Origin of the sequence: Flavobacterium laiguense (assembly GCF_003097655.1) — a bacterium.
In the GTDB taxonomy this organism is placed as follows: Bacteria; Bacteroidota; Bacteroidia; order Flavobacteriales; family Flavobacteriaceae; genus Flavobacterium; species Flavobacterium laiguense.
On record NZ_QCZH01000002.1, the window covers coordinates 119,946 to 142,875 of the forward strand.

Consider the following 22,930-nt stretch of genomic DNA (forward strand, 5'->3'; position numbering starts at 1 on the left):
ATTTCGATAGAATAGACATAAATACAATTCATCCCCAATTTTCCGCAGTTGAGTCAGAACAATTTCAATTCTTTTTTTTTCTGAATGACATTTGTCTCATCAAAATCAAAATCATGAAAACCATTTTATTCGCATTCGTTTCTTTATTTAGTTTCACACTTTTTTCTCAAACCACTATTTCAGGTAAAATTGTTAATGAAAAAGGAGTTCCAATCGCAGGCGCCAATGTGTATATTGAAGGCAGCTATGATGGCACTTCTACGTCTGAAAATGGCACTTTTTCTTTTACTACAACTACTACAGGATATCAAAATTTGGTAGCAAGTTCTTTGATTTATGAAACTTCAAATACGGCAATAGATGTAGCACATTTTCAAAATAAAACGATCAAACTTAGAGATAATGTCAATGCACTTGATGCGGTTGTTATTACTGCAGGTTCTTTGGATTCCGGAAGTAAAGCCCGGGTTTCGGTATTAAAGCCTTTGGACATTGTAACTACGGCGGGTTCTGCAGGAAATATTGTGGCTGCTTTGCAAACTTTACCAGGAACACAAACCGTTGGCGAGGACGGAAGATTGTTTGTTCGTGGAGGTGAAGCGAATGAAACCCAGACATACGTTGACGGAATGAGAGTTCCTCAACCTTATGGGTCATCACCGAATAATTTGCCTACTAGAAGTCGTTTCTCTCCTTTTCTTTTCAGTGGTATTTCCTTTTCTACAGGTGGCTATTCTGCCGAATATGGAGATGCATTGTCTAGTGTGTTGCTTTTGAATACAATAGACGAACCCGATCAAAGCAAAACAGAAATTTCGTTAATGACCGTGGGAGTTGGTCTTGGAAATACTCAAAAATGGAACAAAAGTTCTTTTAGTATCAATAGTTCGTACATCAATTTATCACCCTATCAAGCTCTTGTTCCTCAAGATATAGAATGGAAAAGCGCGCCTCAGTCATTGTCTGGAGAAATGGTTTACAGATACAATTTTGAAAGAGGGATTTTTAAAATGTACGCCGCTTTTGATGCTTCTCAATATGTTATTAAACAAGAAAATATCAATTCGATTGACAAAATTACAGTCGATTCCAAAAATGATAATTTCTATTTTAATTCTTCTTACAGTGGTTTTTTTGGTACCAATTGGAATATTACAGCCGGTTTAAGTTATGGTTACAATCAAGTAAAAACGGGTATTGATTTGGACCACTTAGGAAATGCTGAAAACGCTGCGAATATGAAGTTGAAATTGAAAAAAAGCTTCTCTAATCGTTTTAAATTATCTTTTGGTGCCGATTATTTTATTACCAAGTATGATGAAACCTTTACTCGAAATTCAGGGAATAAGTTTGATTATGGCTATGATAATACCATTGGGGCTTTATATACAGAAGCTGATATTTTATTTTCTAAAAAGCTTGCCGCCAAAGTAGGAATACGTGCCTCTACGAATAGTTTGACGAATGATAACTTTATTTCTCCTAGAATTTCATTTGCCTACAAAATGGCAAAATTTAGCCAGTTGTCTTTTGCTTATGGTGATTTCTCTCAAACTCCAAGTGTTGATTATATCAAGTTTTCTAAGAACAATCAATTTGAAAGTGAAAAAGCATCCCATTTTATCTTGAATTATCAATACAGCAAAGAAGGACGTACACTTAGAGCCGAAGCCTATTATAAAGATTACAGCAATTTGGTTCGATTTGACAGTCCTACAATTGGATATAATTCAATATTTACTAATGATGGTGCTGGATATGCCAAAGGTTTGGATCTGTTTTGGAGAGACGGGAAAACCATAAAGAATCTGGAATATTGGGTTTCCTATTCTTATATCGATACGGAACGTTTGTATAAAAACTACCCAACTCAAGTGACTCCCAATTTTGTTCCCAATAATAGCTTATCGATAGTAACTAAATATTGGATTATGGACTGGAAATCTCAAATAGGTTTTACTAATTCCTTCAGTACAGGAAGACCGTATAATAACCCAAATGAAACCCAATTCATGAACGGAAAAACGAAATCATACAATGATTTGAGCTTCAACTGGGCGTATTTGTTGACAACCCAAAAGATTTTGTATTTCTCGGTTTCTAATATTTTAGGAGCGAATAATGTATATGGATACAATTATGCAATTCAGCCCAGTGCCAATGGAGAATACAAACGAAGTGCCATCAAACCAGCAGCTGATCGATTCTTTTTCGTGGGCTTCTTTTGGACCATTAGTAAAAACAAAAATGACAATCAATTGAAGAATTTGTAAAAATGAGTTTCTGAGTTACTAAGATTCTAAGTTACTAAGAGTTTAAAAGGTTAAGGATGAAAAGGTTTAAAGGTTGGTATTATGACTTTTTTTTCTATTTTTCTTAGCAGCTTAGGAACTCAGGAACTTAGAAACTAAAAAAAAACAATTCATCTATCAAAATCAACAGTTCGGTTATTATAAATTTTAAAAGTCTTACAACCAATATAAATTTGTTCAAGAATAAAAGCAATAGCAATAGTAATAGCAATATCAATTTTTAAAATAACAACCAAAAATCAAAAGCCATGTTAAAAATTACCACCACAATCGCATTTTTTATTTGTAGTCTAATGTCTGCTCAAAACGTCAATCTTACTGTTTCTGTTTCGGGTTTAAAAAACAATACAGGAGTTCTTAAAGTAGGTTTGTACAATTCGGATGGAACGTTTCTAAAATCAACTTACAAAAGCATTACTTCTGAAATTAAAGGAAATAGTGCTACAGTTACTTTTGTCGGCATTCCGAAAGGCGAATACGGAGTTTCTGTTTATCAAGATGAAAACAGCAACGGAAAATTGGATAAAAATATAATGGGAATCCCATCCGAAGGTGTGGCTTGTTCGAACAATGCTAAAGGATTTATGGGACCTCCAAAATATGAAGATGCTAAATTCAATATCAATAAAGATTTAAAAATAGACGTAAAATTTAATAACTAATAATTAACATTAATCAAAATGAAAAAGATTATCACCACTATCGCATTATTAGTCGCTGTAATAAGTTCAGCTCAAGGACAGTTTGAACAAGGAATGGGAAAAGCATTCCAGTTATGGAAAGAAGGAAAAAATACCGAAGCTTCGGCGATGTTCGAAAGAATTGCATCTGCAGACAAAACAAGTTGGTTGCCTAATTATTATGTGGCTTTGGTCAATACAACCAGTTCTTTTGCCATTCAGGATAAAACCCAAGTAAATGCGTTGCTTACCAAAGCTCAGGATGCTTTGGATGTAGAAATGATAAAAGACCAAGACAACGCTGAACTGTATGTGATGCAAGCCATGATTTACACCGCCTGGATTGTTATGGATCCGATGACAAACGGGATGAAATATTCTGGTAAAACGATGGAAATGTATGCGAAAGCAGAAGCATTGGCGCCAGAAAATCCTAGAGCAGTTTTCGGAAAAGCCGATTTTCAAATGCAAGGAGCAAAATGGACCGGAATTGATACCAAACCTTTATGCAAAGAAGTTGACAAATCTATTGGACTTTTTGCTACTTTTAAACCGGAAACGCCTTTCTCACCAAAATGGGGATTGGATAGAGCGCAAGCTGCATTGAAAAATTGTAAATAAATATAAGCTTCTAATCAATAAAATATGGACAAATTAACAAAAGAAATTCCAAAAGCACTAACAATTAGTTTTCTTATCTTTTTAGTGTTGCTTTTTATTGAATTTTTGTATGGTAGAATAAAATTTGAAAATTCTTCGCAAATTGGATATGATTTAGGGATTAGACTTTTTTATTGTATGGTTTACAGCCTATCTCTTTATTTTGTTAATGCAACGATTTATATTAAATTAGACGCTGTTTTTATTAATAACAGATACAGCCCAAAACGATTGATAATTGGTTTTGTTCTTTCTTTTGTTACTACACTATTCTGTATTTTTTTATTGCGAATTTTTGAAGATGTAATAATTGAGAAAAACACTTTAGAAGCATTTTTACGCGACGAGAAAGCTTCAAACTATGTAGTCTCCTCCGTTATTGCAATAATTGTTTTGCTGGGAATTCACGCTTTTCATTTTTATAAAGTTTTACAAGAAAGGAAAGTAACTGAACAAAAAATCATTGCAGGAACAGCCAACGCAAAGTTTGAAACCTTAAAAAACCAAATCGATCCGCATTTTCTTTTTAATAGCCTGAATGTGTTGAGTTCGTTGATTGAAGAGAATCCGGAGAACGCACAACGATTTACGACTTCATTGTCTAAAATTTACCGCTATGTGTTGGAACAAAAAGACAAAGAACTGGTTTCGGTTGCCGAAGAGTTGTCTTTTGCCAAAACGTATATGAATTTGTTGAAAATGCGTTTCGAGAACAGTTTGTTTTATGAATTGCCAGAAACAGCTATAAATCCAGAGGCCAAAGTGGTGCCGCTTTCGTTGCAGCTGTTATTAGAAAATACAGTAAAGCACAATGTGGTAAGCGAACAAAAACCGTTGCACATTCGGATATTCATTGAAGGAGAATATTTGGCGGTTCAAAATGATTATCAAAAGAAAGAAGTGTTGCAAAGTCGTCAAGGCGTAGGCTTGCAAAATATTGTCGATCGCTACGGAATTATTACCAACCGAAAGGTATTGATAGAGCAAAATGAACAAACGTTTACGGTTAAGATACCTATTTTAACCAAACAAATTAGTGTTATGGAAACAACTGCAAATTACAGCGAAAATAATGCGTATTACAGAGCAAAAAAGAGAGTAGAACAACTCAAAGGATTTTACGGGAACTTAATTTCCTATTGCTGTGTAATTCCGATTTTAATTTTTATCAATCTAACCTACATGCCAAAATTTCATTGGTTTTGGTTCTCCGCAGCGGGTTGGGGATTTGGGTTAACGATGCATGCTTTCCAGGTATTTGGGTACGGAGCCAATTGGGAAGAAAGAAAAATAAAAGAAATATTGGATAAAGAAGACAACAAGCAAACTTGGAAATAATCATGGAAATACATAGAAACGAATATCAAGAAAAAGAACTTGTTGAAATAGCAAGAAGGAAAGTAAAGAAGTTAAAAGGATTTTATATCCATGCTTTTATTTACTTAATTGGAGTACTAGTTTTTATTTTAAAAGAGTATTTTGGAGTACCATTTAATTTTTTTCCTCTAAAGCATATTAACTTTTTTGCGCTGGCAATTTGGTCGAGTATTTTTTTTATATCGGCAATTGACATGTTGATTACTTATCACTTTTTTGGAGAAAATTGGGAAGAGCGTAAAATAAAAAGGATAATGGAAAAGGAATCTAAAAAACAAAATTGGAAATAATCATGGAAAATCAATATACAGAAGAAGATCGCTACTATAAAGCGAGAAAAAGAGTTGAGGAAATAAAAGGTTTTTATGGGAACCTGATTTCGTATATCGTGGTAAACTGTTTTTTATTAATATTGAATTTAGTAACATCACCACAGTATTTATGGTTCTTTTGGCCCTTATTGGGATGGGGAATCGGAGTGCTTTTTCACGGATTGAAAGTTTTTAATTATTCACCGTTTTTTAATAAAGAATGGGAAGAACGAAAAATTAAAGAATTTATGGAAAAAGAAGAACAGTCAAAAAATACTTGGAAATAATAATTTAGAGTTGCTAAGGAGCTAAATTCTTAAGATTCTAAGTTTAAAAAAAAAATATTTTATTCTCGATTTCGAGAAGTATTTTATCGTTTAAATCTTAGCAACTTAGTGCCTTAGTCACTTAGAGTCTAATAATAAATAAAACACAATGGGAAGATATAGAAAACAGTTGTTTGAAAACGTACAAGACGAAAATTTTAATCCAGACACAAGATACGAGTTGGCTTATAAACGGGTGAAAAGAATCAAAGGGTTTTATGTACACGCTTTGGTTTATGTACTTGTAAATGGATATTCGATTATTTCGAGATTTGATTATACAGAGCATTCTGATAACGATTTTTTTAGTTGGGAAACTTTTACGGTCGCCATCTTCTGGGGAATAGGATTGCTGGCACATGGTTTATCCGTTTTTGGCAGAAATCTATTTTTTAATACCGATTGGGAAGAAAGAAAAATTCAGGAATTTATGGATAAAGACAAAAGCCAAAAATGGGAGTGAGGACTAGTATTCAGAAGACAGTATTCAGATGGCAGAAAACAGTAATCAGGGTAAAACCTGCAATCTATAACAATCGGTAACCTGATAACTGAATACTGCTAACTGCAATCTCTATTTACTAACTTCTAATTTCTAACCTAAAAAAATGACCACAATAATAATAGAAGACGAAAAGCCGGCGGCAAGATTACTGCAACGTAAACTCGAAAAAATAAATATTCAAGTAGGGGTGATGCTTCATTCTGTTGAAGAAGCCTTGGATTGGTTTTCGAAAAATGAACACCCTGATTTGATCTTTTTAGACATTCAATTATCGGATGGTTTGTCCTTTGAAATTTTCGAAAAAATAGACATAAAAAGTGCTGTTGTTTTTACTACCGCTTATGATGAATATGCACTTCGCGCCTTCAAATTAAATAGCGTTGATTACCTTTTAAAACCCATTGATGAAGATGATTTGGAAGTAGCCGTTTTGAAGTTTAAAGACCGTTTTAAGATTTCAAAAATAACGGGAAATGAATCGATGCAATTTGATTTTGAACAGATCAAAAAAATGCTTTCGAACCCTTTTGAAAAAACATTCAAAAAAAGATATACCGTCAAAATAGGGCAGCATCTTAAAGTGATTTCAACCGATGAAATTGAATGTTTTTTTAGTGAAAATAAAGGTACTTATATTCATACTTTCGATAATAGAAATTATTTAATGGATAGTACTTTGGAACTTTTAGAGCAAGAATTAGACACTGCCGCTTTTTATCGAATCAGTAGAAAATTCATTATTTCGCTCAAAGCAATAAAGGAAATTGTAATGTACAGCAACTCGAGATTGAAGATTGTTTTGCCGTCTTACAAGGAAGATGAGGTGGTTGTGAGTAGAGAAAAGGTGTCTGATTTTAAAAACTGGATAGGTTAGAGCTATGTCAAAATTAAAGTTTAGGTGGTTGTATTTAAAATGCTGAATTATTGAAAGTTGAGTATTTAGTATAGATTTTAATTATGGCGGTTTTAAGCTTTGATAAGCACTTTTCTGATGCCAATAAGAACAAAAATAAGTGAGGTGTAAACGATAAAGAAAGGCACGATGAATTCGATGTAATGCAATGGTAGCATTACGGCAATTATCAATAATTGAAAACCCAATCCGTAAATCGAAAGTAGTGTCATAAACCAATTTGGAAATGTTTTAACCTTGTAGGCGTCTTTGTCTAAGGTGTGAATTATTTTGTCGAAAGCTCCGTAGACAATGGTGTAAATTAGGAACAAAATATCGACCCGTTTTTGATTTTCACCAGGCAAAGCGCGAGGAGATTTGTTCTCGAAAATCTGACTGGTTTTGTCTCCGCCAACCGATTTGTTTCTCAAAATCACATAGTAGTAATTGTATAAAGTGCCTTGCAATTGTATCCCGATAAAAGCCAAAATAGTCATCCCAAAAGTTGTTTTAGATACATAACAAATGGCCATAAAAATCAAAAAATTTAGGATGATATCAAACACACTATCAAGATATCTCCCGGTATAAGAAGGTGTGTTTTTGATGCGTGCCAATTCGCCATCGGCAGCATCAATTATTGATTTTAAAACGATAAAAAAAGCGGCTAAAAAATAGTGGTTTTGTAAAATACAATAGATTCCAATCAAGCCTGAAATGCCAAAAAGAAGAGTGACATGAATGGGGGTAAATCGAGTATTTTTTAATTGATTGGCAAGTATTTTTGCAAGCGGTCTTCCGTAATCGGATAAGTCAATGAATTTATCGGGAGCAGCAAGTTTAGACATTTTAATAGGTAAAACAACAAAATGTGACAATATAGTCAGTCTACAAAAGTAGTGCTATTTTAAGTATTTGGGTGGTAAACTGTAGTTAAAAAAAGAGAGGGTATCACTATTGTGAACAGGGTAAAAATGAATTTAAACAAAAAGCATAATAAAAAAAAGGAACCACATAAGTCATATAAGAACATATAAGAACTAGGAAATGAAGCTAGACTTAAATGAACTTATATGACTTATATGGTTTAAATTCTATTCTTTGTTATGAAAGATGTTATTTACTCAGTCGATGCAAAGTGTAGGTCATTGCTGTTAAGAGGAAGAATGCGACAATTTGATGGGTTAAACCTAGCCAAAGTGGTACACTGTACAATAATGTTAAAACGCCTAGAGTAAATTGAAGAAATACAATAAATAGCAATGCATTCAATCCATTTTTTTGTTGAGCGCTAAGGTTGTATTTTTTACTTTTAAAATATAGGAATACAATCAATCCAACCACAAAATAAGCTAATGTTCGGTGAACCAATTGAACACCACTTTTTCCTTCGGTAAGATTCAAGAGCAGTGTTTTTTGCTCAATAAAGACACTGTCGTGAATGAATTGTCCATCGCTCATCATTGGCCAATGGTTGTGAATTAAACCAGCATTTAGTCCTGCAACGAAACCTCCGTAAATGATTTGTAAAAGCAAAAATAGCAAAGCATATCGTGCAATTTTTTGTAAAGGAACAATTGCTTCTTTTTTATCCGGATAGATTAGATCTAGCGCCACCCATAGGGTATAAGCAAAAGTTAAAAATGCAAAGGTAAGATGCAATGAAAGACGAAAATGGCTTACATCAGGATTGTCAACCAAACCGCTTTTTACCATAAACCAGCCGAAAAAACCTTGTAGCGCCCCCATTCCCAACAATACAAAGCATTTGTTTATAGTGGCTTTGTCAATTTTTTTCTTGATTAAGAAATAAAAGAACGGGATGATAAAAACCAACCCGATTATTCTCCCGATAAAACGGTGAAACCATTCCCAAAAATAGATGAACTTATAATCTGAAAGGGTGAAATCGTTATGAATATTGATTTTTTGGTATTCTGGAAATTGTTTGTATCGTTCGAAAGCTTCTTGCCATTTGGCTTCGGTTAGCGGAGGAAACGTGTCGGTAACGAGATGCCAATCGGTCATGGATAAACCGGAATTGGTCAATCGGGTGATGCCACCCACTACAACCATTACAAACACTAAAAAGCAACCTGAAAGGAGCCAAATAATTACAGATTTATTGTTTTTCATTATTATAATCTTTTCAGATATTCTTAAACTTTTTTCAAGCCTAATTTTTCTCCACGTTTTAATACAAAATCATAAGCCGCTTGATACTCATTCGGGATTTCGCCCTCTAAAATAGCTTCTTTCACGGCTTCTTTTAGCATTCCAATTTCACGGGAAGGTTTCAAATTGAAAATTTCCATAATCTCTTCTCCAGAAATAGGCGGTTGAAAATTACGAACATTATCGCGTTCTTCCACTTCCACGATTTTCTTGCGAACAATTTCAAAATTACTATGGTATTTCTTGAATTTATTGGGGTTTTTGGTAGTGATATCGGCTTCACAGAGTGTCATTAAATTTTCTACATCTTCGCCAGCATCAAAAACCAAACGGCGTACTGCCGAGTCAGTAACGATGTCTTGCGCCAAAACAATAGGTCGAGAACTCATGATAACCATTTTTTGCACAAACTTCATTTTGTGGTTTAATGGCATGTGTAAGCGTTCGAATATTTTTTTTGCCATTTTTCCGCCAAGAAATTCATGTCCATGAAACGTCCAACCTTGTTTTTTGTTAAAGCGTTTGGTTGGTGCTTTCCCTATATCATGCAACAAAGCAGACCAACGTAACCAAACGTCATCGGTATTGGGACAAATGTTATCTACGACTTCTAAAGTATGATAAAAATTGTTTTTATGGGTATGTCCTTCTATTTCTTCCACTTGGTTTAAAGCAGTCAATTCTGGAAGAATAATGTCTAAAAGTCCAGTTTTAAACAATAAAAGAAATCCAATGGAAGGTTTATCGGTAGAAAGAATTTTATTCAATTCATCTACAATTCGTTCTCCAGATATGATTTTGATACGTTCGGCATTTTTGGTAATAGAGTCCAATGAATTTTGGTCTATTTCAAAACCCAATTGGGTTGCAAACCTGATTCCTCTAAGCATGCGCAAAGGGTCATCAGAATAAGTGATGTCTGGATCTAGAGGAGTTTTTATGATTTTGCTTGCTAAGTCGGAAATACCGTTGAATGGATCTGAAAGTTCCCCAAAATTATGAGAGTTCAAAGATAAAGCCAATGCGTTAATCGTAAAATCTCTACGGTTTTGATCGTCTTCAAGGGTTCCGTTTTCTACAACAGGATTTCTACTGTCAAGATTATAGGATTCTTTTCGAGCACCTACAAATTCGATTTCGGTATCTTCAAAACGCAACATGGCAGTTCCATAGGTTTTGAAAACTTGAACTTTTGGTTTTTTAGGAAGTAGTTCAGAGACTTTTAATGCCAATTCGATACCACTACCAACGGCAACAACATCAATGTCTTTTTTGAAATCTCTGTTTAAAAGTAAGTCACGTACAAAACCGCCAATCACATAACTTTCGATATTAAGTTCCTGGGATGCTTGCGAAATGACTTCGAATATTTTATTGTTTAAGGCTTCTTTGTAATTCATTTTTTTTAACCGCAAATTCGCAAATTATTTTTTTGATTTTACTATACGTTTATATTCTAATGATATTAGATTAAAATTGGCTAGAATTGCTAATTCATTTCTAGATATTTTTAAGTAGTTTAGGCATTGATTGTAATGACTATTGTTGAAGCAATCAACCGTTTTTATTTCAAGGATTATTTTATCGTAAACTACAAAGTCCGCGTAAAATTTATGTTTTAATGTTGTGTTTTTATAACTTACAGTAAACTCTTTCTCTCTTTCAAATGGAATATTGAGTTGAGTAAATTCATATTCTAATGCATCTTTATATACAATTTCAGAAAATCCTTTTCCTAGATTTTTATGTACTTCATAAAGAACCCCTACAATAGCATAGCTTTCCTCTTTGTGTAAGTAGTCTTCCATAAATTTTTAAATAATTTGCGAATTTGCGGTAAACTCTATTTTCTTATCACTTTTACCTGTGAATCATTAGTTAATTTGATTATTGTAGAAGGTTTTCCTCCAATTTTATCGTGGTGCAAATTTACAACATAGTCTACGCCTTTTATAATTTCGGGGCTAATTTCTTTGAAACTTTTTGGAGTAGGTTGACCGGAGATATTGGCCGAAGTAGAGACTAATGGTTTTTTCATACGCTCCATTAATTTAAAGCAAAAAGGCTCTTTGACAACGCGAATCCCCAAGGTATTATCGGGTGCGATAATATTGGGAGCTACATTTCGAGGTTTGTCTAGAATTAAAGTCGTAGGATTTTCGGAAAAATCCATTATTTGCCAAGCCACTTCAGGAATTTCATTAAATACATTGTAGATCATTTTCTCGCCATTCATCAGGCAGATCATACTTTGGGTCTCGGCTCGTTGTTTGAGTTTGTATATTTTGGCAACTGCTTCGGGATTAGTCGCGTCACAACCAATTCCCCAAACGGTATCTGTAGGGTAAAGGATGATACCGCCTTCTTTTATAACTAAGTAAGCGTTTTGTATTTCTTGATTGATGTCCATTGTTATTTTTTATATGCTACAAAGATATTTATTTGAGGTCATTAAAATAGTCAATCAGATTAAAATAAAGTAGAAGAAAATGGGACTCTATTGTGATTTAACATGACGAGAAAATTTTATTTTAATTGTCTTTTCCCTTTTAATTGGTCTATTTTTTTTTTAAAAAAATACAAAAAGGAATTGATTTTTTCTAGTTTAAGCTCGGTTTCTTTAAATAACGATAGGTTTTCTTCTGAAATTTTTTCGAAAATTTGTTGAGGATCCCCCTCAATTTGTTTGGCAAAGATTTTAAATTTATAATAATTTCTAAAATAATTGTTTGACAATCTTTTATATTGGGAATAAGATTTTGGAAAAGTATTCCCTAATTGGTGATTTATAATAGCTAATGATTTTTTCGCTTTTTTCTTAGTTTGATCTTTGTTCTCTATTCCGGCTTGTTGCGCTGAATGAATTCTGTAAGAAATTAGCTTGTATGGTAAATAATCCAATCTATTTCGTGAAGCAGCAACAGTAGCGATCCATTCATCGTGGTAGTAGTTTTTAATGTCTGGAATAGGTAATATTAATTTTTTGATTTCTTTTTTTATGCATAGTGTTGCTCCAGTAACCATTGTGCTTCTAAATTTTAGAAGTTTATATAAATCAATAGGTTTTTTTAACAAGTCTTCAAAAAAATAAAACGATGTCCAAAGACTTTTATTGCTGTATTTATCATTTTGGTCATTTATCAAATCTGCGTCCGTAAAAACGGCTTCTAAGGTTTCATTTTTGGAAAAATGTTCAATTATTTTTTCGACTTTATTAACTTTCCAAACATCGTCTTGATCGCTCAAAAAGATATAATCACCATCACAAATGGAGATTGCTTTCTCGAAATTCTTGTTACTTCTTAAGTTTATTGGGTTTTTTTCTAAAGTGATAATTCCGGGATGTTCTAATTGGTATTGCTCAATGATTTTAATAGTTGCATCGGTTGAACCATCATCGCAAATAATAATTTGCTGAATAGGGGTAGATTGATTTAAAATGCTGTCTATTTGATCTTTGATATATTTTTCACCGTTATAGGTGCACATAGCAACGGATAATTTCATACTGTCATTTGATATTTAAATAATTAGGACCACATTCTTGATTTTTATAACATACATAAATAACAACCAGATTAGATCGCTCCTGTCTTACTGTTTTAATCTTGGTATTTACCCATTCTATTGTTTTTGAAATCGGAAATCGCTTTTCTTTTATAGTTAAAATATTCAAATATATTGCTTGAATAATTTAGATTTGTATTTATAGAACTGTTATTTCGTTTTTTTAATTTTGCTATATATTCTGGAAAAATGGCTCCGTATTTCTTTTCTAAATAGAGTGTGTTCCTAACTAAGTAATAAATTCTAATAGGAGCACACAAATATTTTTCTTTTTTTAAAAGATAGAATGTTTTAAATGAACCCCTTTTTACTTTAATTCCTAAAGAATGATTGAAAAAAATATTTTTGAAGCGAATACATTTTAACCCTTTTTGTAAACTGGCAAAGCAATAATCAAAATCGACACCATCTATGAATAGATTTTCATCAAAATTACCAATTTTTATATAATTCTTTAAGTTGATTATTGAAGCTGAAGTGATTAATTCATAATCTTCTTCTGCTACAATTTCGTTGTCATTTGCCTTTTTATCATCGGGATCATATTCTAACCCAAATTGAGCAACAGATTCTATGTTGGGGTAATTTTGAATGGCTATGAGATATTTTACTAAATTTTCTTCCGTAAAAGAAGAATCCTGATCCATTGTCAACAAAAAGTCAAAACCATCAGTAATAGCTTGGTTGCAAGCTTGATTTAAACGGGTTGACACTCCTTTATTTTCAAGATCGGAAAAGTACATGATTTTAGGATTACTTTCTTTAAAATAAGATTTTAAAGTTTTGTTTTCGGTATTGTCATAAACATATAGTTTTTCTACTTTGGGTAAATAGGTTGATATGTTTTGTAAATCGTCTTCCTTCGGATAATACAATATTACACAGGCAGCTATTTTCATGTTTAAATTTGTATTTTATTTTTTACAGGAATTAACTTTAATTTGTTAAGATGGATAATAGTAAAATGTTTTTTTTTAATATTAAAAATAATATTCCAAGCTAAGCTGGAATTGCATGTTTATGAGGTTATTGTTATACTGATACTGATAGTTGCCCATTAGTGAAGTATTTATTTTAGCTTGAATTCCTAAATTACCATATTTTCGATAGGCATAAGTATTTAATGCTAAATCAACCCATTTGTGATTATAATCCGTGTAGGCATCATAGTAAAAATCCATATTATGAGCATAACGTTCTACTTGTACCCCCCATACTTTATCCTTTTCCCAAACACTGAAATCTAAAGTCTGTAAATTGCTTCCAGGGCCTATACCTGCTCCAAGAACTTCTCCTTTATGGGTGTATCCATGTAAAACAGACCCGTGCATATACCAAGCCCCTGCGGGTCTTACAATACGGTCGGCACTTTGCTCTAGATGAGTAGTTTCAAAATTTACTTTTAAATATTTGTTTTTATTTTTGTTAAGCATGAAAAGTTTGTTAAAACCAAAGAGATAGGCTCTAGAATGTTCTGGTGATTGAAATAAATCTGTTAGATCTTGAGAATGGTCATTCCAACCAGATTCTCCATAAAATTCAAATTTTGATTCTTTCATAACCCATCTAAAAAAGAGAGAAGCCAGTTGATCTCTGTTTTTTGCATCTTCACCATCCGTGTTTTTTTTCTGAAAAGGGCTAATTATTGGGAAATAATCAGAAAAAGTATGTCCTAAATCTTCGTGATATACTTGTATTACACGATTTAAACCCAAAAATAAACCAGGAATCCACTTAGGTTGATAGTTAATAGATAATCCATTGATATAACGCCAATCATTAGTTTTGGTAATCTCGTTGTCTATACCGTCAATAATAAATTGAGATTTTGGACTAGATTTACCTGAACCTTCCAATTTTCCAGATATGATTTGCCCTTCAAAACTACCTAAAAAAGTTTTTATAGGCTGTTTTGTGTTAAGTGTAAAGTGCAAGAATCCAGGTGCTGTATTGCTCATCACAAGTGAATTTCTTGTTCCAGGTCCCCACCACATGTTTTCAGTAGAAAGTCCAATAGAAAATTTGTTAATAGCAATAGTGATATTACTTTGTCCCCAGTTTAAATTATTGTATGATTGGTCACCGTATGGAGAAGGTAAATCGGTATGGTTTAAATAATTAACATAGTTTAGACGAGCCGAACTTGTTTCAGTTAAAGGGAAAATTTCAAAATCGGGATTTGCTGCATAAATATATTCGGGTTTTAATTGTACACTCAAAATTCCATGTTGAGCAAAAAAACCAGCACTGATCAGCGTTTGGTAGCCTTTGTCAGGAATCATTGCTCCATCATTCCACCCTGAAGGAGCTAGTGTATTGTACTGTCCTGTAAGACGGATTGGTAGTGCTTTTAATAAAAATTTGTTCTTAGAATCACTATTAGAATTCGTTTGCAAACCAGTTAGTAAGCTTTGAGATAAGGGGCGTAACGTAAAAGATGTTAATGAATCTCTCCTTCCTAATAATTGCTCATTTCTTAATCTTGTTTCTGTCATATCAATGGATCCGACAGGGATGTTTTGTGCTAATAAGGTATTACTAATTAATAAGAAAATAATAATTCGAAATTGTACATTCATAAGTTGCCTGTTTTTACAAGGTTGTTTCTTGTGTTTTTAGAAAAAAAACAAAGGTAGACTTATATTTTTAAATTTTACATTTCATATTTTGTGGAATAAGCTAAAAGAGCCATCTTTTCAAAGTAAATCAATTTGTACTAAATTGAGAATGGCTCTAAACATGATTCGGTAGATGTTTAGATTTTTTTTTAATAGTTAGGAAGTGTTATACTCTATAGAGGTTTTGTTTTTTACGATTTACGTTTTCCAAGTATTTTGTCAGATAACATAATAATTCGATACCGAATTGGAAATTTTAATTTCATTTTGATATTCAAGAGGTGTAACTCACTATGACTTTTAGTTATTAAATCTTGAATGTCAATTTTTAAAAAATTGGAATGTTCGTATTTTTTAGATTTGTGAAATTTTAAATATTTTTTTTTGGATAAATGTCTGTATTCTTTGAAACTCGATGGTTTTTCTAAATCCAGAATTATTCTTTTTAATCTGTTTTTGGAAACAAGTTTGTGAATGTTTTTCATACCCACTTGCTGTTTGTCATGAATTCTATAAGAAATTAGATTTTCAGTTGAGTAAAAAAGGGAGTTTCGTAATGCTAAAATACTGGCTATTTTTTCGTCATGTAAAACGTCATCAGTAAATGGAAAAATAAAATCCTTAACAATGTTTTTTATACATAAAGTTGCACCTGTTACTATATTTCCGTTTTTTGAAATAATATCAAAAAAGTCAATGGGTTTTGGTAATTCTTTTTCTAAAAAAAATATAGAATCCCAAATGGTTATAGATGGGACAAGATTGTCGTTTTGATCTATCATGTCTGCATTTGAAAAAACACCTTCAGCAGTTGGGTTTAAATCAAAGATGGCTAAAGTTTTACTGACTTTGTCCTCTTTCCAAATGTCATCTTGGTCTGCCAAAAAAATATAATCACCAGTACAAAGTGACAGGGATTTTTCAAAATTATGAGTGCTTCCAATGTTGATATCGTTGCTGTTAATAGAAAAAACAGTGGGATAGATGAGCTTATAATTATTCAGTATCTCCAGAGTCTCATCTGTAGAATTATCATCACATATTACAATTTCATCTATTTTATGTTCTTTTTGACATAAAATACTATCTAATTGTTTTTTGATATAAGATGCGCCGTTATAAGTACATAAAGCTACCGATATTTTCATTTTTTGAATTTGTTTTGTTGTTTAATCTATTTGCTTCTTTTATTTTTTTTAAAAAAAATAAAGCAGCAAAATTAGTTTTTAAGTTCTAATTGGATGGTGTTTTAACTTCTTTTTAGATCGCCAAAACCGAATTAAATTCTGAATAATCGAGGTTTTTGTTATTTATAAGATTAATTTTGACGAACCGATTAAAGGTTATCGTTTCCAAAATTACAATTAATAAGGATAAGGTTCTTATATCAGGATTTAAAATTATAGAATAAAATTAAAATTAAAAATGGAACATTTAGTAAAAGTTGTTATACCTATATATAGAAATTATTTCGGAGATCTTGAAGAAAAATCTTTTTTGCAATGCATTAATGTCCTAAAAGATTACCCAATTGTTTTGGTTCAGCCAGAAGGGCTTGACAATGCTTATATTACAGAGAAGTTTTCTAATGTTATGGTAGAAACTTTTTCAAAGCATTATTTTGAAAATATTTCAGGTTATAATGAACTGCTTTTGTCTGAATCGTTTTATGAACGGTTTTTGGATTCTGAATACATATTGATATATCAACTGGATGCTTTTGTTTTTAAGGATACTTTAAAGGAATGGTGTGGAAAAGGATATGATTATATTGGGGCTCCATGGATAGCTACTCAACATAATTCTGTTGGCATGAAAATTTTTGATAAAATAGCCACTATTTTTAATTCCAAAAAGAAAAACGAACGAAAGAAGATTTTTTATAAAGTTGGAAATGGTGGGTTTTCGTTGCGTAAAACCAGCATTCATTATAAAATTGCAAAAGAACAAAAAGCTTTTATTTCTGATTTTTTGGGTGCCGAAAAGAAAGAGATATATGCAATTGAGGATGTTTTTTGGTCTATTAAAGTTCCAGAATTATATAAGGATTTTAAAATACCAGATTATAGAGAAGCGCTACATTTTGCCATAGACCGTAAACCAAAAATTGCTTTCAAATTAGTCAATAATGAAATTCCGTTTGGTTGCCATGGAATAAATAAGCCAAAAGTAATTGATTTTTGGAAGCCCATATTGGATAATTATTAACTATAATAATCAGAAAAAGCACTTTTTTTACTCAACCTTTCGATACATCATCCAGAGCTGTAAATACCTTTTGAATACGGCAAAGGAATGTAAATAAGCTAAAACAAACCCTTCTTTTCCATCCAAAAATCCCAAACGACAAGCATATTGCCACCAAAAGTGGAAATAGGGACGAATGAAAAAATGGTATAAATTGGGGCGTTTGTTTTTTAAGTAAAGGCTTTTTGCTTGGAGTTGACTTTGTAAATTGAGTTTGTTGTTGTAATGGTCAAAGCTTTTGTAGCTGTAATGGTCTACACGGTTTTTTAGAATGCCAGTTTTTCCATTAGCTGTTATGGTCTCATCAATTAAATTCCCATTATAACTACAGTTGTTTTTATTAAAAACTCGAATAGCTTTATCGGTTTGCCAGCCACCGAATTTTATTTTTTTTTGAAAAAAATAGAAATTTATTTTTACATAGAAAGCTATAAAATTACTTGGACTTGTGGTAACGGAAATAATTTCCTTTTCGAGCTCAGGAGTAATGTGCTCGTCTAAGTCAAAAAAGACAATCCAGTCATTTTTGGCCTGTTGTATGGCAAAGTTTCGCTGTGTTGAAAAATCATCAAATGGTCTTTGAATAACGGTAACACCTAATTCTTTTGCAAGGGCAACAGTAGCGTCGGTGCTGTTGGAGTCAATAAAAATAATTTCATCGGCAAAAGACAAACTTTGAACATAACGTTTTACATTTTGTTCCTCGTTTAAAGTAATGGCTAAGGCAGTTATTTTTGGTTTCAAATTATTTTGATTTCTATTTTTAGATATTTTAAGGACAAATGTAATAAATTTGCAGTCGTAATTTTAAACTTAAATTAGCGAAATGACTCGTTTACCCATATTGATGTACCATAATGTTTCTAATGAGGAGAAGGATAGTAAAGGACTCACCGTTTTTTACAATACCTTAGAAAATCAGTTTCGTTATTTACACGAAAAGGGGTTTAGTACGTATCATTTTTCTGAATTGGAAAATACGGTAGTGCTTAATCCTAAAAGCGTAGTTCTTACATTTGATGATGTAACCGAAAATCAGTTGGTTTATGCCGTTCCCCTGCTTCAAAAATACAATTTGAAGGCCACTTTTTTTATTCCATTTGGTTATATTGGGAATTCAGATATATGGAATAAAGGGAAAGAGAAAATCATGTCTATAGATCAATTGAAAGCTTTAGATAGTAGAGTGGAGTTAGGTCTGCATTCTTTTGCACATAAAAGATATGTTGATTTAACAGCAGCTGAAATCAATGATGATTTTTCCAAATGTTTTGAAATTATTGAGAAAAATGGTCTGAAAGTCTACAATGCCCTTGCTTACCCTTTTGGGAATTATCCTAAAAAAGACCCGAAAAAAACAAGATTCAATGCTATTTTGCAGCAGAATAATGTAAAAGCAGGATTACGGATAGGAAATCAGGTTAATAAATTCCCTTTTAAAAATCCGTATGAAATTATGCGAATCGATGTAAAAGGGGAAGATAGTATGTTGAAGTTTAAATTGAAATTACGTTTCGGGAAATTGAAGTTATTTTAGTCCTTTTTCGATTAAAATAATTTTAGCATACCTCGAAAAAACACCATAAGCATTAATGCTGGCTAGTGCCAAACCTGGAATACCATCCATAAATCCTCTCTTTAAAAAATAGGAAGAGAAAAAACGGTAAAACGGTTTGAAGAATAAATGAAAATAGGTTGCTTTTTTTTCTTTTTTGAATGCCGTATTGGCTTGAAACCAAGCATAGGAATCTTTCTTTTGCAATAAATGAAAAAGCCCCTTGTATGTATAATGAATCATGAAGTTTTTCAAAGTGCCAACACTCCCTTTAAACAAGAGTTTTTCGTGAACGTCTCCTGAAAAAGAGATAGAATCATTTTTGACTAAGCGTACCACTTTATCCACTTTATGGTATAAAAAACGATTCATATAAAAATGAGGAAATTGAATTTTATAGCCCAGATGTTCCCCTTTTTGGATAACCGATAAAATTTCAAGTTTTAATTTTTGGGAAACGCGCTCATCGGCATCAATAAATAAAACCCAATCTCCTGTGGCATAGGAAATGGCGTGGTTTTTTTGACTTGAAAAGTTGTCAAACTTACGTTCCAAAACTTTACATCCCATGGCAATGGCTTTCTCTTTGGTTCCATCCGTACTAAAGGAATCGATAACAATTATTTCATCGGCAAATTCAACTGATTTTACAGCATCTTCTATATAGGAAGCTTCATTATAAGTAGGTAGAATTACAGAGAGTGTAGTCATTATTTTTTTTTGAAAAAACAAATTTAGAAAAATTAAATTACCTTTGTCGCATTATGCAAAAGAATATTTCCGTTATTATCAGTACCTACAATTCCGTCGAATGGCTTAAAAAAGTCATTTGGGGATATAACACACAAACGTATCGTAATTTCGAAATGGTGATTGCCGATGACGGTTCACGCCAGGATACTTTCGATTTAATCGAGGAGATGAAAAAGGAAGTTTTTTATCCCATTATTCACGTTTGGCATGAAGACAATGGTTTTCAGAAATCACAGATTCTTAATAAAGCGATAGTAGCCTGTACGACGGATTATATCATGATGTCCGACGGTGATTGTATTCCGCGTCCGGACTTTGTAGAACAGCATATTAAATTTCGAGAGGAAGGATATTTCCTTTCTGGGGGTTATCATAAATTGCCGATGGAATTGTCCAAAAACATTACAAAAGAAGATATTTATTCCGGAAATTGTTTTGATGTTTCTTGGTTGCAGCAAAACGGAATGAAATCGTCTTTTAAAAATAATAAGGTAAGTGCTACCGGCTTGAAAAGTTTGATTTTAAATTTTTTGACTCCAACTACCCCAAGTTGGAATGGACATAACGCTTCGGGTTGGAAAAAAGACATCTTGGCAATAAATGGTTTTGATGAGCGCATGCAATATGGCGGGCAAGACCGAGAATTGGGAGAACGATTGGTGAATTATGGATTGAAACCCAAACAAATTCGTTACAGTACAGTTTGTTTGCATTTAGACCATCCTCGTGGCTATGCAACACCCGAATCAATCAATAAAAACAGAAATATTCGTAAAGAGACTAAAGAGAAAAAGAGAAATTGGACCGATTCTGGAATCGTGAAATAACAAAAAAGCATCCGCCACTGACGGATGCTTTTTTGTTATAAATTATTTTTCAAGAAAGTGTCCAGTTCAGGAATTATCATTTCAGGAGTTAACTGTTTGTATAATTCATCAGGGTTTTTTTCTATTTTTTTACGTTCTTCAAACGTAAAACTATCAAATAGATTTGGTTTCATTTCCATTAAATGTACCGAGTGATGGAATTTTCCATCTTCAAAACTGGCCCAATGGTCTTTGTTTACATACGGAGAAAATATGGTAAAAGTAGGCTTGTCCAGGGCTTTTGCGATGTGTACTGTCCCTCCTTCATTTGAAACCAATACATTGCATTGATTCATAAGTTTGATGAAATCACGGATGCTTTTGGCATAAATGTCTAAAATGATGCTTGATTTGTTTTTGCACATTTTATAAATTTTTTGTGCTTCCTCTTTCTGATGTGGTGCATAATTGAAAAGAATATTCACATCGTAGTTTGAAGCAATAAAATCAACAATTTCTGCCACGTATTGATAAGGCATCGATTTTTGTGGAGTACTTCCCAAAATCCCCAAAACAATTACTTTTTTGTTTTTGTATTTTTCAAGCCAATCCTCTTTTTTCTCTTCTTCTGTTAAAAATATTTTAGGTTCGTAAACAATAGGTTCAAAATTGCCAGCTTGGCTTAGTAGGTGTATTCTGTCTTCGATTGCCTTACCGCAAATTTTGGTCTTTTCTTTAGAAATGGCTACAGGATGAGTGTAATAGCCCCAATTTCCTAGTTTTTTTCTACTTTTATGCCCAATAGTTTGTCCAGCTCCCGAAAATTTGCAAATCAATTTACTTTGTGTTTTTGAATACGGATCAAAAATGATGTCATATTTTTCTTTTCTAATCTGACGAATTAGTTTGAATAAAACAGGAAGTTTTTTTAATTCTTTGTCATTGATAGATATGATTTTGTCAATATTGGGATTGTTGATAATTACTCCATGTGTAAAATCGTAGGCTATAAAATGAACTTCACTATTAGGATATTTTGCTTTAAAATTATTCGCAATCACTGAACTGATTAGAACATCCCCAATTCGTTTGTTTTGTATGATTAAAACTTTCATCCTTGTTGTTTATTTTTACTGATTTGTAGTGTGTAATTTGTAATATTGAGGTTTTTGAATTAACCTAGATGAGGTAATCCTATTTCTTTATGAAACTATTCCTTGGTGCAAAGTACTATTTTTTATACTTTTAAACCAAATTATAAATGTAAGCTGTGTCAATAATCATTCATTCGAAATATAAAAGTAAAGAAGAAGCTATTCTTCAATTAGTTGCTAATTTTTTTAACGAAGGAGAAATGATTGTTGAGGGTACCCGAAATACAATCAAGTCCAATTTTCTTGCGGATGAAAAAGTAAATATTAAATTTTTTCAAAAACCAGGAATATTCAAATCGATTATTTACTCTTTTTTTAGAAGCACCAAAGCGAAGCGTTCTTTTGATTACGCCAATTATTTGTTGGATCACGATATTTTAACCCCTTTTCCAATTGCCTATATTGAAAACAGAAGCAGTTTGGGACTATTGAAAGACAGTTATTACATTTGTCAACAAATAGATTATGATTTTACCATTCGGGAATTGATTCATAATCCATTATTTCCAGAGCGGAATTTGATTTTGGAACAATTTGCTGCATTTACTTTTAAAATGCACGAAGCAAAGGTTAATTTTCTAGATCATTCTCCAGGAAATACTTTGGTGGTAAAAAAAGACTCTGGAAAATATGAGTTCTATCTAATAGACCTAAATAGAATGAAATTCGAAAACTTATCTATAGAGGAACGAATGGATAATTTCAAGAAAATGTGGCTGTCCAAAACGATGGTGAAAGTGGTGGCAAAGGCTTATGCTAAATTGAGCAACCAACCCGAAGAAAAATTACAAGCCATTCTTTTAGACAAAACAACGCAATTCAAAAGAAAAATTACCAAAAAGAAATACCTAAAGAGAAAAATAGGCAGAAAATAAATTTCAAAAGTCAAATCCCAAAAAAGAATCCAAATTCTAATTGATATGATCATTAGAATTTGGATTTTTTAATATTTATCTTACTGCTTTATATAGCTAATAACCAGTATTTGTTCG

24 protein-coding genes are annotated in these 22,930 nt (G+C 32.3%); 12 read left to right on the forward strand and 12 right to left on the reverse strand.

Translation table 11 applies throughout. From position 1 onward, the window contains the following. Positions 1 to 113 precede the first annotated feature (113 nt). The 8 genes from DB891_RS03290 (at position 114) to DB891_RS03325 (ending at position 7,045) form a co-directional block, all read left to right on the forward strand. Positions 114 to 2,273 carry a TonB-dependent receptor gene (locus tag DB891_RS03290; RefSeq protein WP_116760557.1) on the forward strand — a complete coding sequence of 720 codons (2,160 nt, stop codon included), beginning with the start codon at positions 114 to 116 and terminating at the stop codon, positions 2,271 to 2,273. A 287-nt stretch (positions 2,274 to 2,560) separates the two neighbouring features. Then, entirely contained in the window at positions 2,561 to 2,974 is a 414-nt protein-coding gene (locus DB891_RS03295) for a DUF2141 domain-containing protein (protein ID WP_189337088.1), read from the forward strand. 18 nt (positions 2,975 to 2,992) lie between these two features. Next, positions 2,993 to 3,613, forward strand: coding sequence for a hypothetical protein (locus DB891_RS03300; RefSeq protein WP_116760558.1), 621 nt, complete (start codon positions 2,993 to 2,995; stop codon positions 3,611 to 3,613). 24 nt (positions 3,614 to 3,637) lie between these two features. Further along, the gene (locus tag DB891_RS03305) at positions 3,638 to 4,990 is read left to right on the forward strand and encodes a 2TM domain-containing protein (protein WP_116760560.1); all 1,353 of its coding nucleotides are present in this window, start codon (positions 3,638 to 3,640) and stop codon (positions 4,988 to 4,990) included. Beyond that, on the forward strand, positions 4,981 to 5,319 hold the full coding sequence (locus tag DB891_RS03310) for a 2TM domain-containing protein (RefSeq protein ID WP_223256040.1): 339 nt from the start codon (positions 4,981 to 4,983) through the stop codon (positions 5,317 to 5,319). The genes DB891_RS03305 and DB891_RS03310 overlap by 10 nt, the downstream gene beginning before the upstream one ends. A gap of 2 nt (positions 5,320 to 5,321) precedes the next feature. Then, entirely contained in the window at positions 5,322 to 5,627 is a 306-nt protein-coding gene (locus DB891_RS03315) for a 2TM domain-containing protein (RefSeq protein WP_116760564.1), read from the forward strand. A 148-nt stretch (positions 5,628 to 5,775) separates the two neighbouring features. Next, complete coding sequence (locus DB891_RS03320) at positions 5,776 to 6,129, forward strand: 2TM domain-containing protein (RefSeq protein WP_116760567.1); 354 nt, start codon at positions 5,776 to 5,778, stop codon at positions 6,127 to 6,129. A 145-nt stretch (positions 6,130 to 6,274) separates the two neighbouring features. Further along, the gene (locus DB891_RS03325; protein WP_116760569.1) at positions 6,275 to 7,045 is read left to right on the forward strand and encodes a LytR/AlgR family response regulator transcription factor; all 771 of its coding nucleotides are present in this window, start codon (positions 6,275 to 6,277) and stop codon (positions 7,043 to 7,045) included. A gap of 92 nt (positions 7,046 to 7,137) precedes the next feature. On the opposite strand, the gene DB891_RS03330 is transcribed toward DB891_RS03325, so the two are convergent. The 9 genes from DB891_RS03330 to DB891_RS03370 form a co-directional block, all read right to left on the reverse strand. Continuing rightward, on the reverse strand, positions 7,138 to 7,911 hold the full coding sequence (locus tag DB891_RS03330) for a CDP-alcohol phosphatidyltransferase family protein (RefSeq protein WP_116760571.1): 774 nt from the start codon (positions 7,909 to 7,911) through the stop codon (positions 7,138 to 7,140). 268 nt (positions 7,912 to 8,179) lie between these two features. After that, complete coding sequence (locus DB891_RS03335; protein ID WP_189337093.1) at positions 8,180 to 9,202, reverse strand: COX15/CtaA family protein; 1,023 nt, start codon at positions 9,200 to 9,202, stop codon at positions 8,180 to 8,182. Positions 9,203 to 9,222: 20 nt separating this feature from the next. Continuing rightward, on the reverse strand, positions 9,223 to 10,638 hold the full coding sequence (locus DB891_RS03340) for a CCA tRNA nucleotidyltransferase (protein ID WP_116760575.1): 1,416 nt from the start codon (positions 10,636 to 10,638) through the stop codon (positions 9,223 to 9,225). Between the two features lie 24 nt (positions 10,639 to 10,662). Further along, a complete protein-coding gene (locus DB891_RS03345; protein WP_116760577.1) occupies positions 10,663 to 11,046 on the reverse strand; it encodes a GxxExxY protein in 384 nt (127 codons plus the stop codon). A gap of 35 nt (positions 11,047 to 11,081) precedes the next feature. Next, positions 11,082 to 11,648: an L-threonylcarbamoyladenylate synthase gene (locus DB891_RS03350; protein ID WP_116760579.1), complete on the reverse strand. Its 567-nt coding sequence runs from the start codon at positions 11,646 to 11,648 to the stop codon at positions 11,082 to 11,084. A 116-nt stretch (positions 11,649 to 11,764) separates the two neighbouring features. Next, a complete protein-coding gene (locus tag DB891_RS03355; protein ID WP_116760581.1) occupies positions 11,765 to 12,745 on the reverse strand; it encodes a glycosyltransferase family 2 protein in 981 nt (326 codons plus the stop codon). A 95-nt stretch (positions 12,746 to 12,840) separates the two neighbouring features. Next, on the reverse strand, positions 12,841 to 13,704 hold the full coding sequence (locus tag DB891_RS03360; protein ID WP_116760583.1) for a glycosyltransferase family protein: 864 nt from the start codon (positions 13,702 to 13,704) through the stop codon (positions 12,841 to 12,843). An 81-nt stretch (positions 13,705 to 13,785) separates the two neighbouring features. After that, on the reverse strand, positions 13,786 to 15,384 hold the full coding sequence (locus DB891_RS03365; RefSeq protein WP_116760585.1) for a capsule assembly Wzi family protein: 1,599 nt from the start codon (positions 15,382 to 15,384) through the stop codon (positions 13,786 to 13,788). A 230-nt stretch (positions 15,385 to 15,614) separates the two neighbouring features. After that, entirely contained in the window at positions 15,615 to 16,571 is a 957-nt protein-coding gene (locus DB891_RS03370) for a glycosyltransferase (protein ID WP_116760587.1), read from the reverse strand. Positions 16,572 to 16,848: 277 nt separating this feature from the next. Between DB891_RS03370 and DB891_RS03375 the strand changes: the two genes are divergently transcribed. Then, positions 16,849 to 17,631: a DUF5672 family protein gene (locus DB891_RS03375; RefSeq protein ID WP_116760589.1), complete on the forward strand. Its 783-nt coding sequence runs from the start codon at positions 16,849 to 16,851 to the stop codon at positions 17,629 to 17,631. 27 nt (positions 17,632 to 17,658) lie between these two features. On the opposite strand, the gene DB891_RS03380 is transcribed toward DB891_RS03375, so the two are convergent. Next, positions 17,659 to 18,414: a glycosyltransferase family 2 protein gene (locus DB891_RS03380; protein ID WP_116760591.1), complete on the reverse strand. Its 756-nt coding sequence runs from the start codon at positions 18,412 to 18,414 to the stop codon at positions 17,659 to 17,661. 82 nt (positions 18,415 to 18,496) lie between these two features. Here DB891_RS03380 and DB891_RS03385 point away from each other — a divergent pair, with 82 nt between their 5' ends. Then, a complete protein-coding gene (locus DB891_RS03385; protein ID WP_116760593.1) occupies positions 18,497 to 19,207 on the forward strand; it encodes a polysaccharide deacetylase family protein in 711 nt (236 codons plus the stop codon). Here the strand turns inward: DB891_RS03385 and DB891_RS03390 are convergent. Beyond that, a complete protein-coding gene (locus tag DB891_RS03390; protein WP_116760890.1) occupies positions 19,199 to 19,936 on the reverse strand; it encodes a glycosyltransferase family 2 protein in 738 nt (245 codons plus the stop codon). The genes DB891_RS03385 and DB891_RS03390 overlap by 9 nt on opposite strands. 53 nt (positions 19,937 to 19,989) lie before the next feature. Here DB891_RS03390 and DB891_RS03395 point away from each other — a divergent pair, with 53 nt between their 5' ends. Next, positions 19,990 to 20,805 (forward strand): glycosyltransferase family 2 protein, encoded by an 816-nt coding sequence (locus DB891_RS03395; protein ID WP_116760595.1) that lies wholly within the window; start codon positions 19,990 to 19,992, stop codon positions 20,803 to 20,805. A gap of 35 nt (positions 20,806 to 20,840) precedes the next feature. On the opposite strand, the gene DB891_RS03400 is transcribed toward DB891_RS03395, so the two are convergent. Further along, the gene (locus DB891_RS03400; protein WP_116760597.1) at positions 20,841 to 21,899 is read right to left on the reverse strand and encodes a glycosyltransferase family 9 protein; all 1,059 of its coding nucleotides are present in this window, start codon (positions 21,897 to 21,899) and stop codon (positions 20,841 to 20,843) included. A 155-nt stretch (positions 21,900 to 22,054) separates the two neighbouring features. Between DB891_RS03400 and DB891_RS03405 the strand changes: the two genes are divergently transcribed. Further along, on the forward strand, positions 22,055 to 22,813 hold the full coding sequence (locus DB891_RS03405; protein WP_116760599.1) for a lipopolysaccharide kinase InaA family protein: 759 nt from the start codon (positions 22,055 to 22,057) through the stop codon (positions 22,811 to 22,813). Positions 22,814 to 22,930: the final 117 nt, after the last annotated feature.

Excerpts from the sequence above, each read along its gene's own strand:
- DB891_RS03290 (WP_116760557.1), top strand. The coding sequence starts at position 114 with ATGAAAACCATTTTATTCGCATTCGTTTCTTTATTTAGTTTCACACTT.
- DB891_RS03295 (WP_189337088.1), top strand. The coding sequence starts at position 2,561 with ATGTTAAAAATTACCACCACAATCGCATTTTTTATTTGTAGTCTAATG.
- DB891_RS03300 (WP_116760558.1), top strand. The coding sequence starts at position 2,993 with ATGAAAAAGATTATCACCACTATCGCATTATTAGTCGCTGTAATAAGT.
- DB891_RS03305 (WP_116760560.1), top strand. The coding sequence starts at position 3,638 with ATGGACAAATTAACAAAAGAAATTCCAAAAGCACTAACAATTAGTTTT.
- DB891_RS03315 (WP_116760564.1), top strand. The coding sequence starts at position 5,322 with ATGGAAAATCAATATACAGAAGAAGATCGCTACTATAAAGCGAGAAAA.
- DB891_RS03320 (WP_116760567.1), top strand. The coding sequence starts at position 5,776 with ATGGGAAGATATAGAAAACAGTTGTTTGAAAACGTACAAGACGAAAAT.
- DB891_RS03325 (WP_116760569.1), top strand. The coding sequence starts at position 6,275 with ATGACCACAATAATAATAGAAGACGAAAAGCCGGCGGCAAGATTACTG.
- DB891_RS03330 (WP_116760571.1), bottom strand. The coding sequence starts at position 7,911 with ATGTCTAAACTTGCTGCTCCCGATAAATTCATTGACTTATCCGATTAC.
- DB891_RS03340 (WP_116760575.1), bottom strand. The coding sequence starts at position 10,638 with ATGAATTACAAAGAAGCCTTAAACAATAAAATATTCGAAGTCATTTCG.
- DB891_RS03345 (WP_116760577.1), bottom strand. The coding sequence starts at position 11,046 with ATGGAAGACTACTTACACAAAGAGGAAAGCTATGCTATTGTAGGGGTT.
- DB891_RS03350 (WP_116760579.1), bottom strand. The coding sequence starts at position 11,648 with ATGGACATCAATCAAGAAATACAAAACGCTTACTTAGTTATAAAAGAA.
- DB891_RS03355 (WP_116760581.1), bottom strand. The coding sequence starts at position 12,745 with ATGAAATTATCCGTTGCTATGTGCACCTATAACGGTGAAAAATATATC.
- DB891_RS03360 (WP_116760583.1), bottom strand. The coding sequence starts at position 13,704 with ATGAAAATAGCTGCCTGTGTAATATTGTATTATCCGAAGGAAGACGAT.
- DB891_RS03365 (WP_116760585.1), bottom strand. The coding sequence starts at position 15,384 with ATGAATGTACAATTTCGAATTATTATTTTCTTATTAATTAGTAATACC.
- DB891_RS03370 (WP_116760587.1), bottom strand. The coding sequence starts at position 16,571 with ATGAAAATATCGGTAGCTTTATGTACTTATAACGGCGCATCTTATATC.
- DB891_RS03375 (WP_116760589.1), top strand. The coding sequence starts at position 16,849 with ATGGAACATTTAGTAAAAGTTGTTATACCTATATATAGAAATTATTTC.
- DB891_RS03385 (WP_116760593.1), top strand. The coding sequence starts at position 18,497 with ATGACTCGTTTACCCATATTGATGTACCATAATGTTTCTAATGAGGAG.
- DB891_RS03390 (WP_116760890.1), bottom strand. The coding sequence starts at position 19,936 with ATGACTACACTCTCTGTAATTCTACCTACTTATAATGAAGCTTCCTAT.
- DB891_RS03395 (WP_116760595.1), top strand. The coding sequence starts at position 19,990 with ATGCAAAAGAATATTTCCGTTATTATCAGTACCTACAATTCCGTCGAA.
- DB891_RS03400 (WP_116760597.1), bottom strand. The coding sequence starts at position 21,899 with ATGAAAGTTTTAATCATACAAAACAAACGAATTGGGGATGTTCTAATC.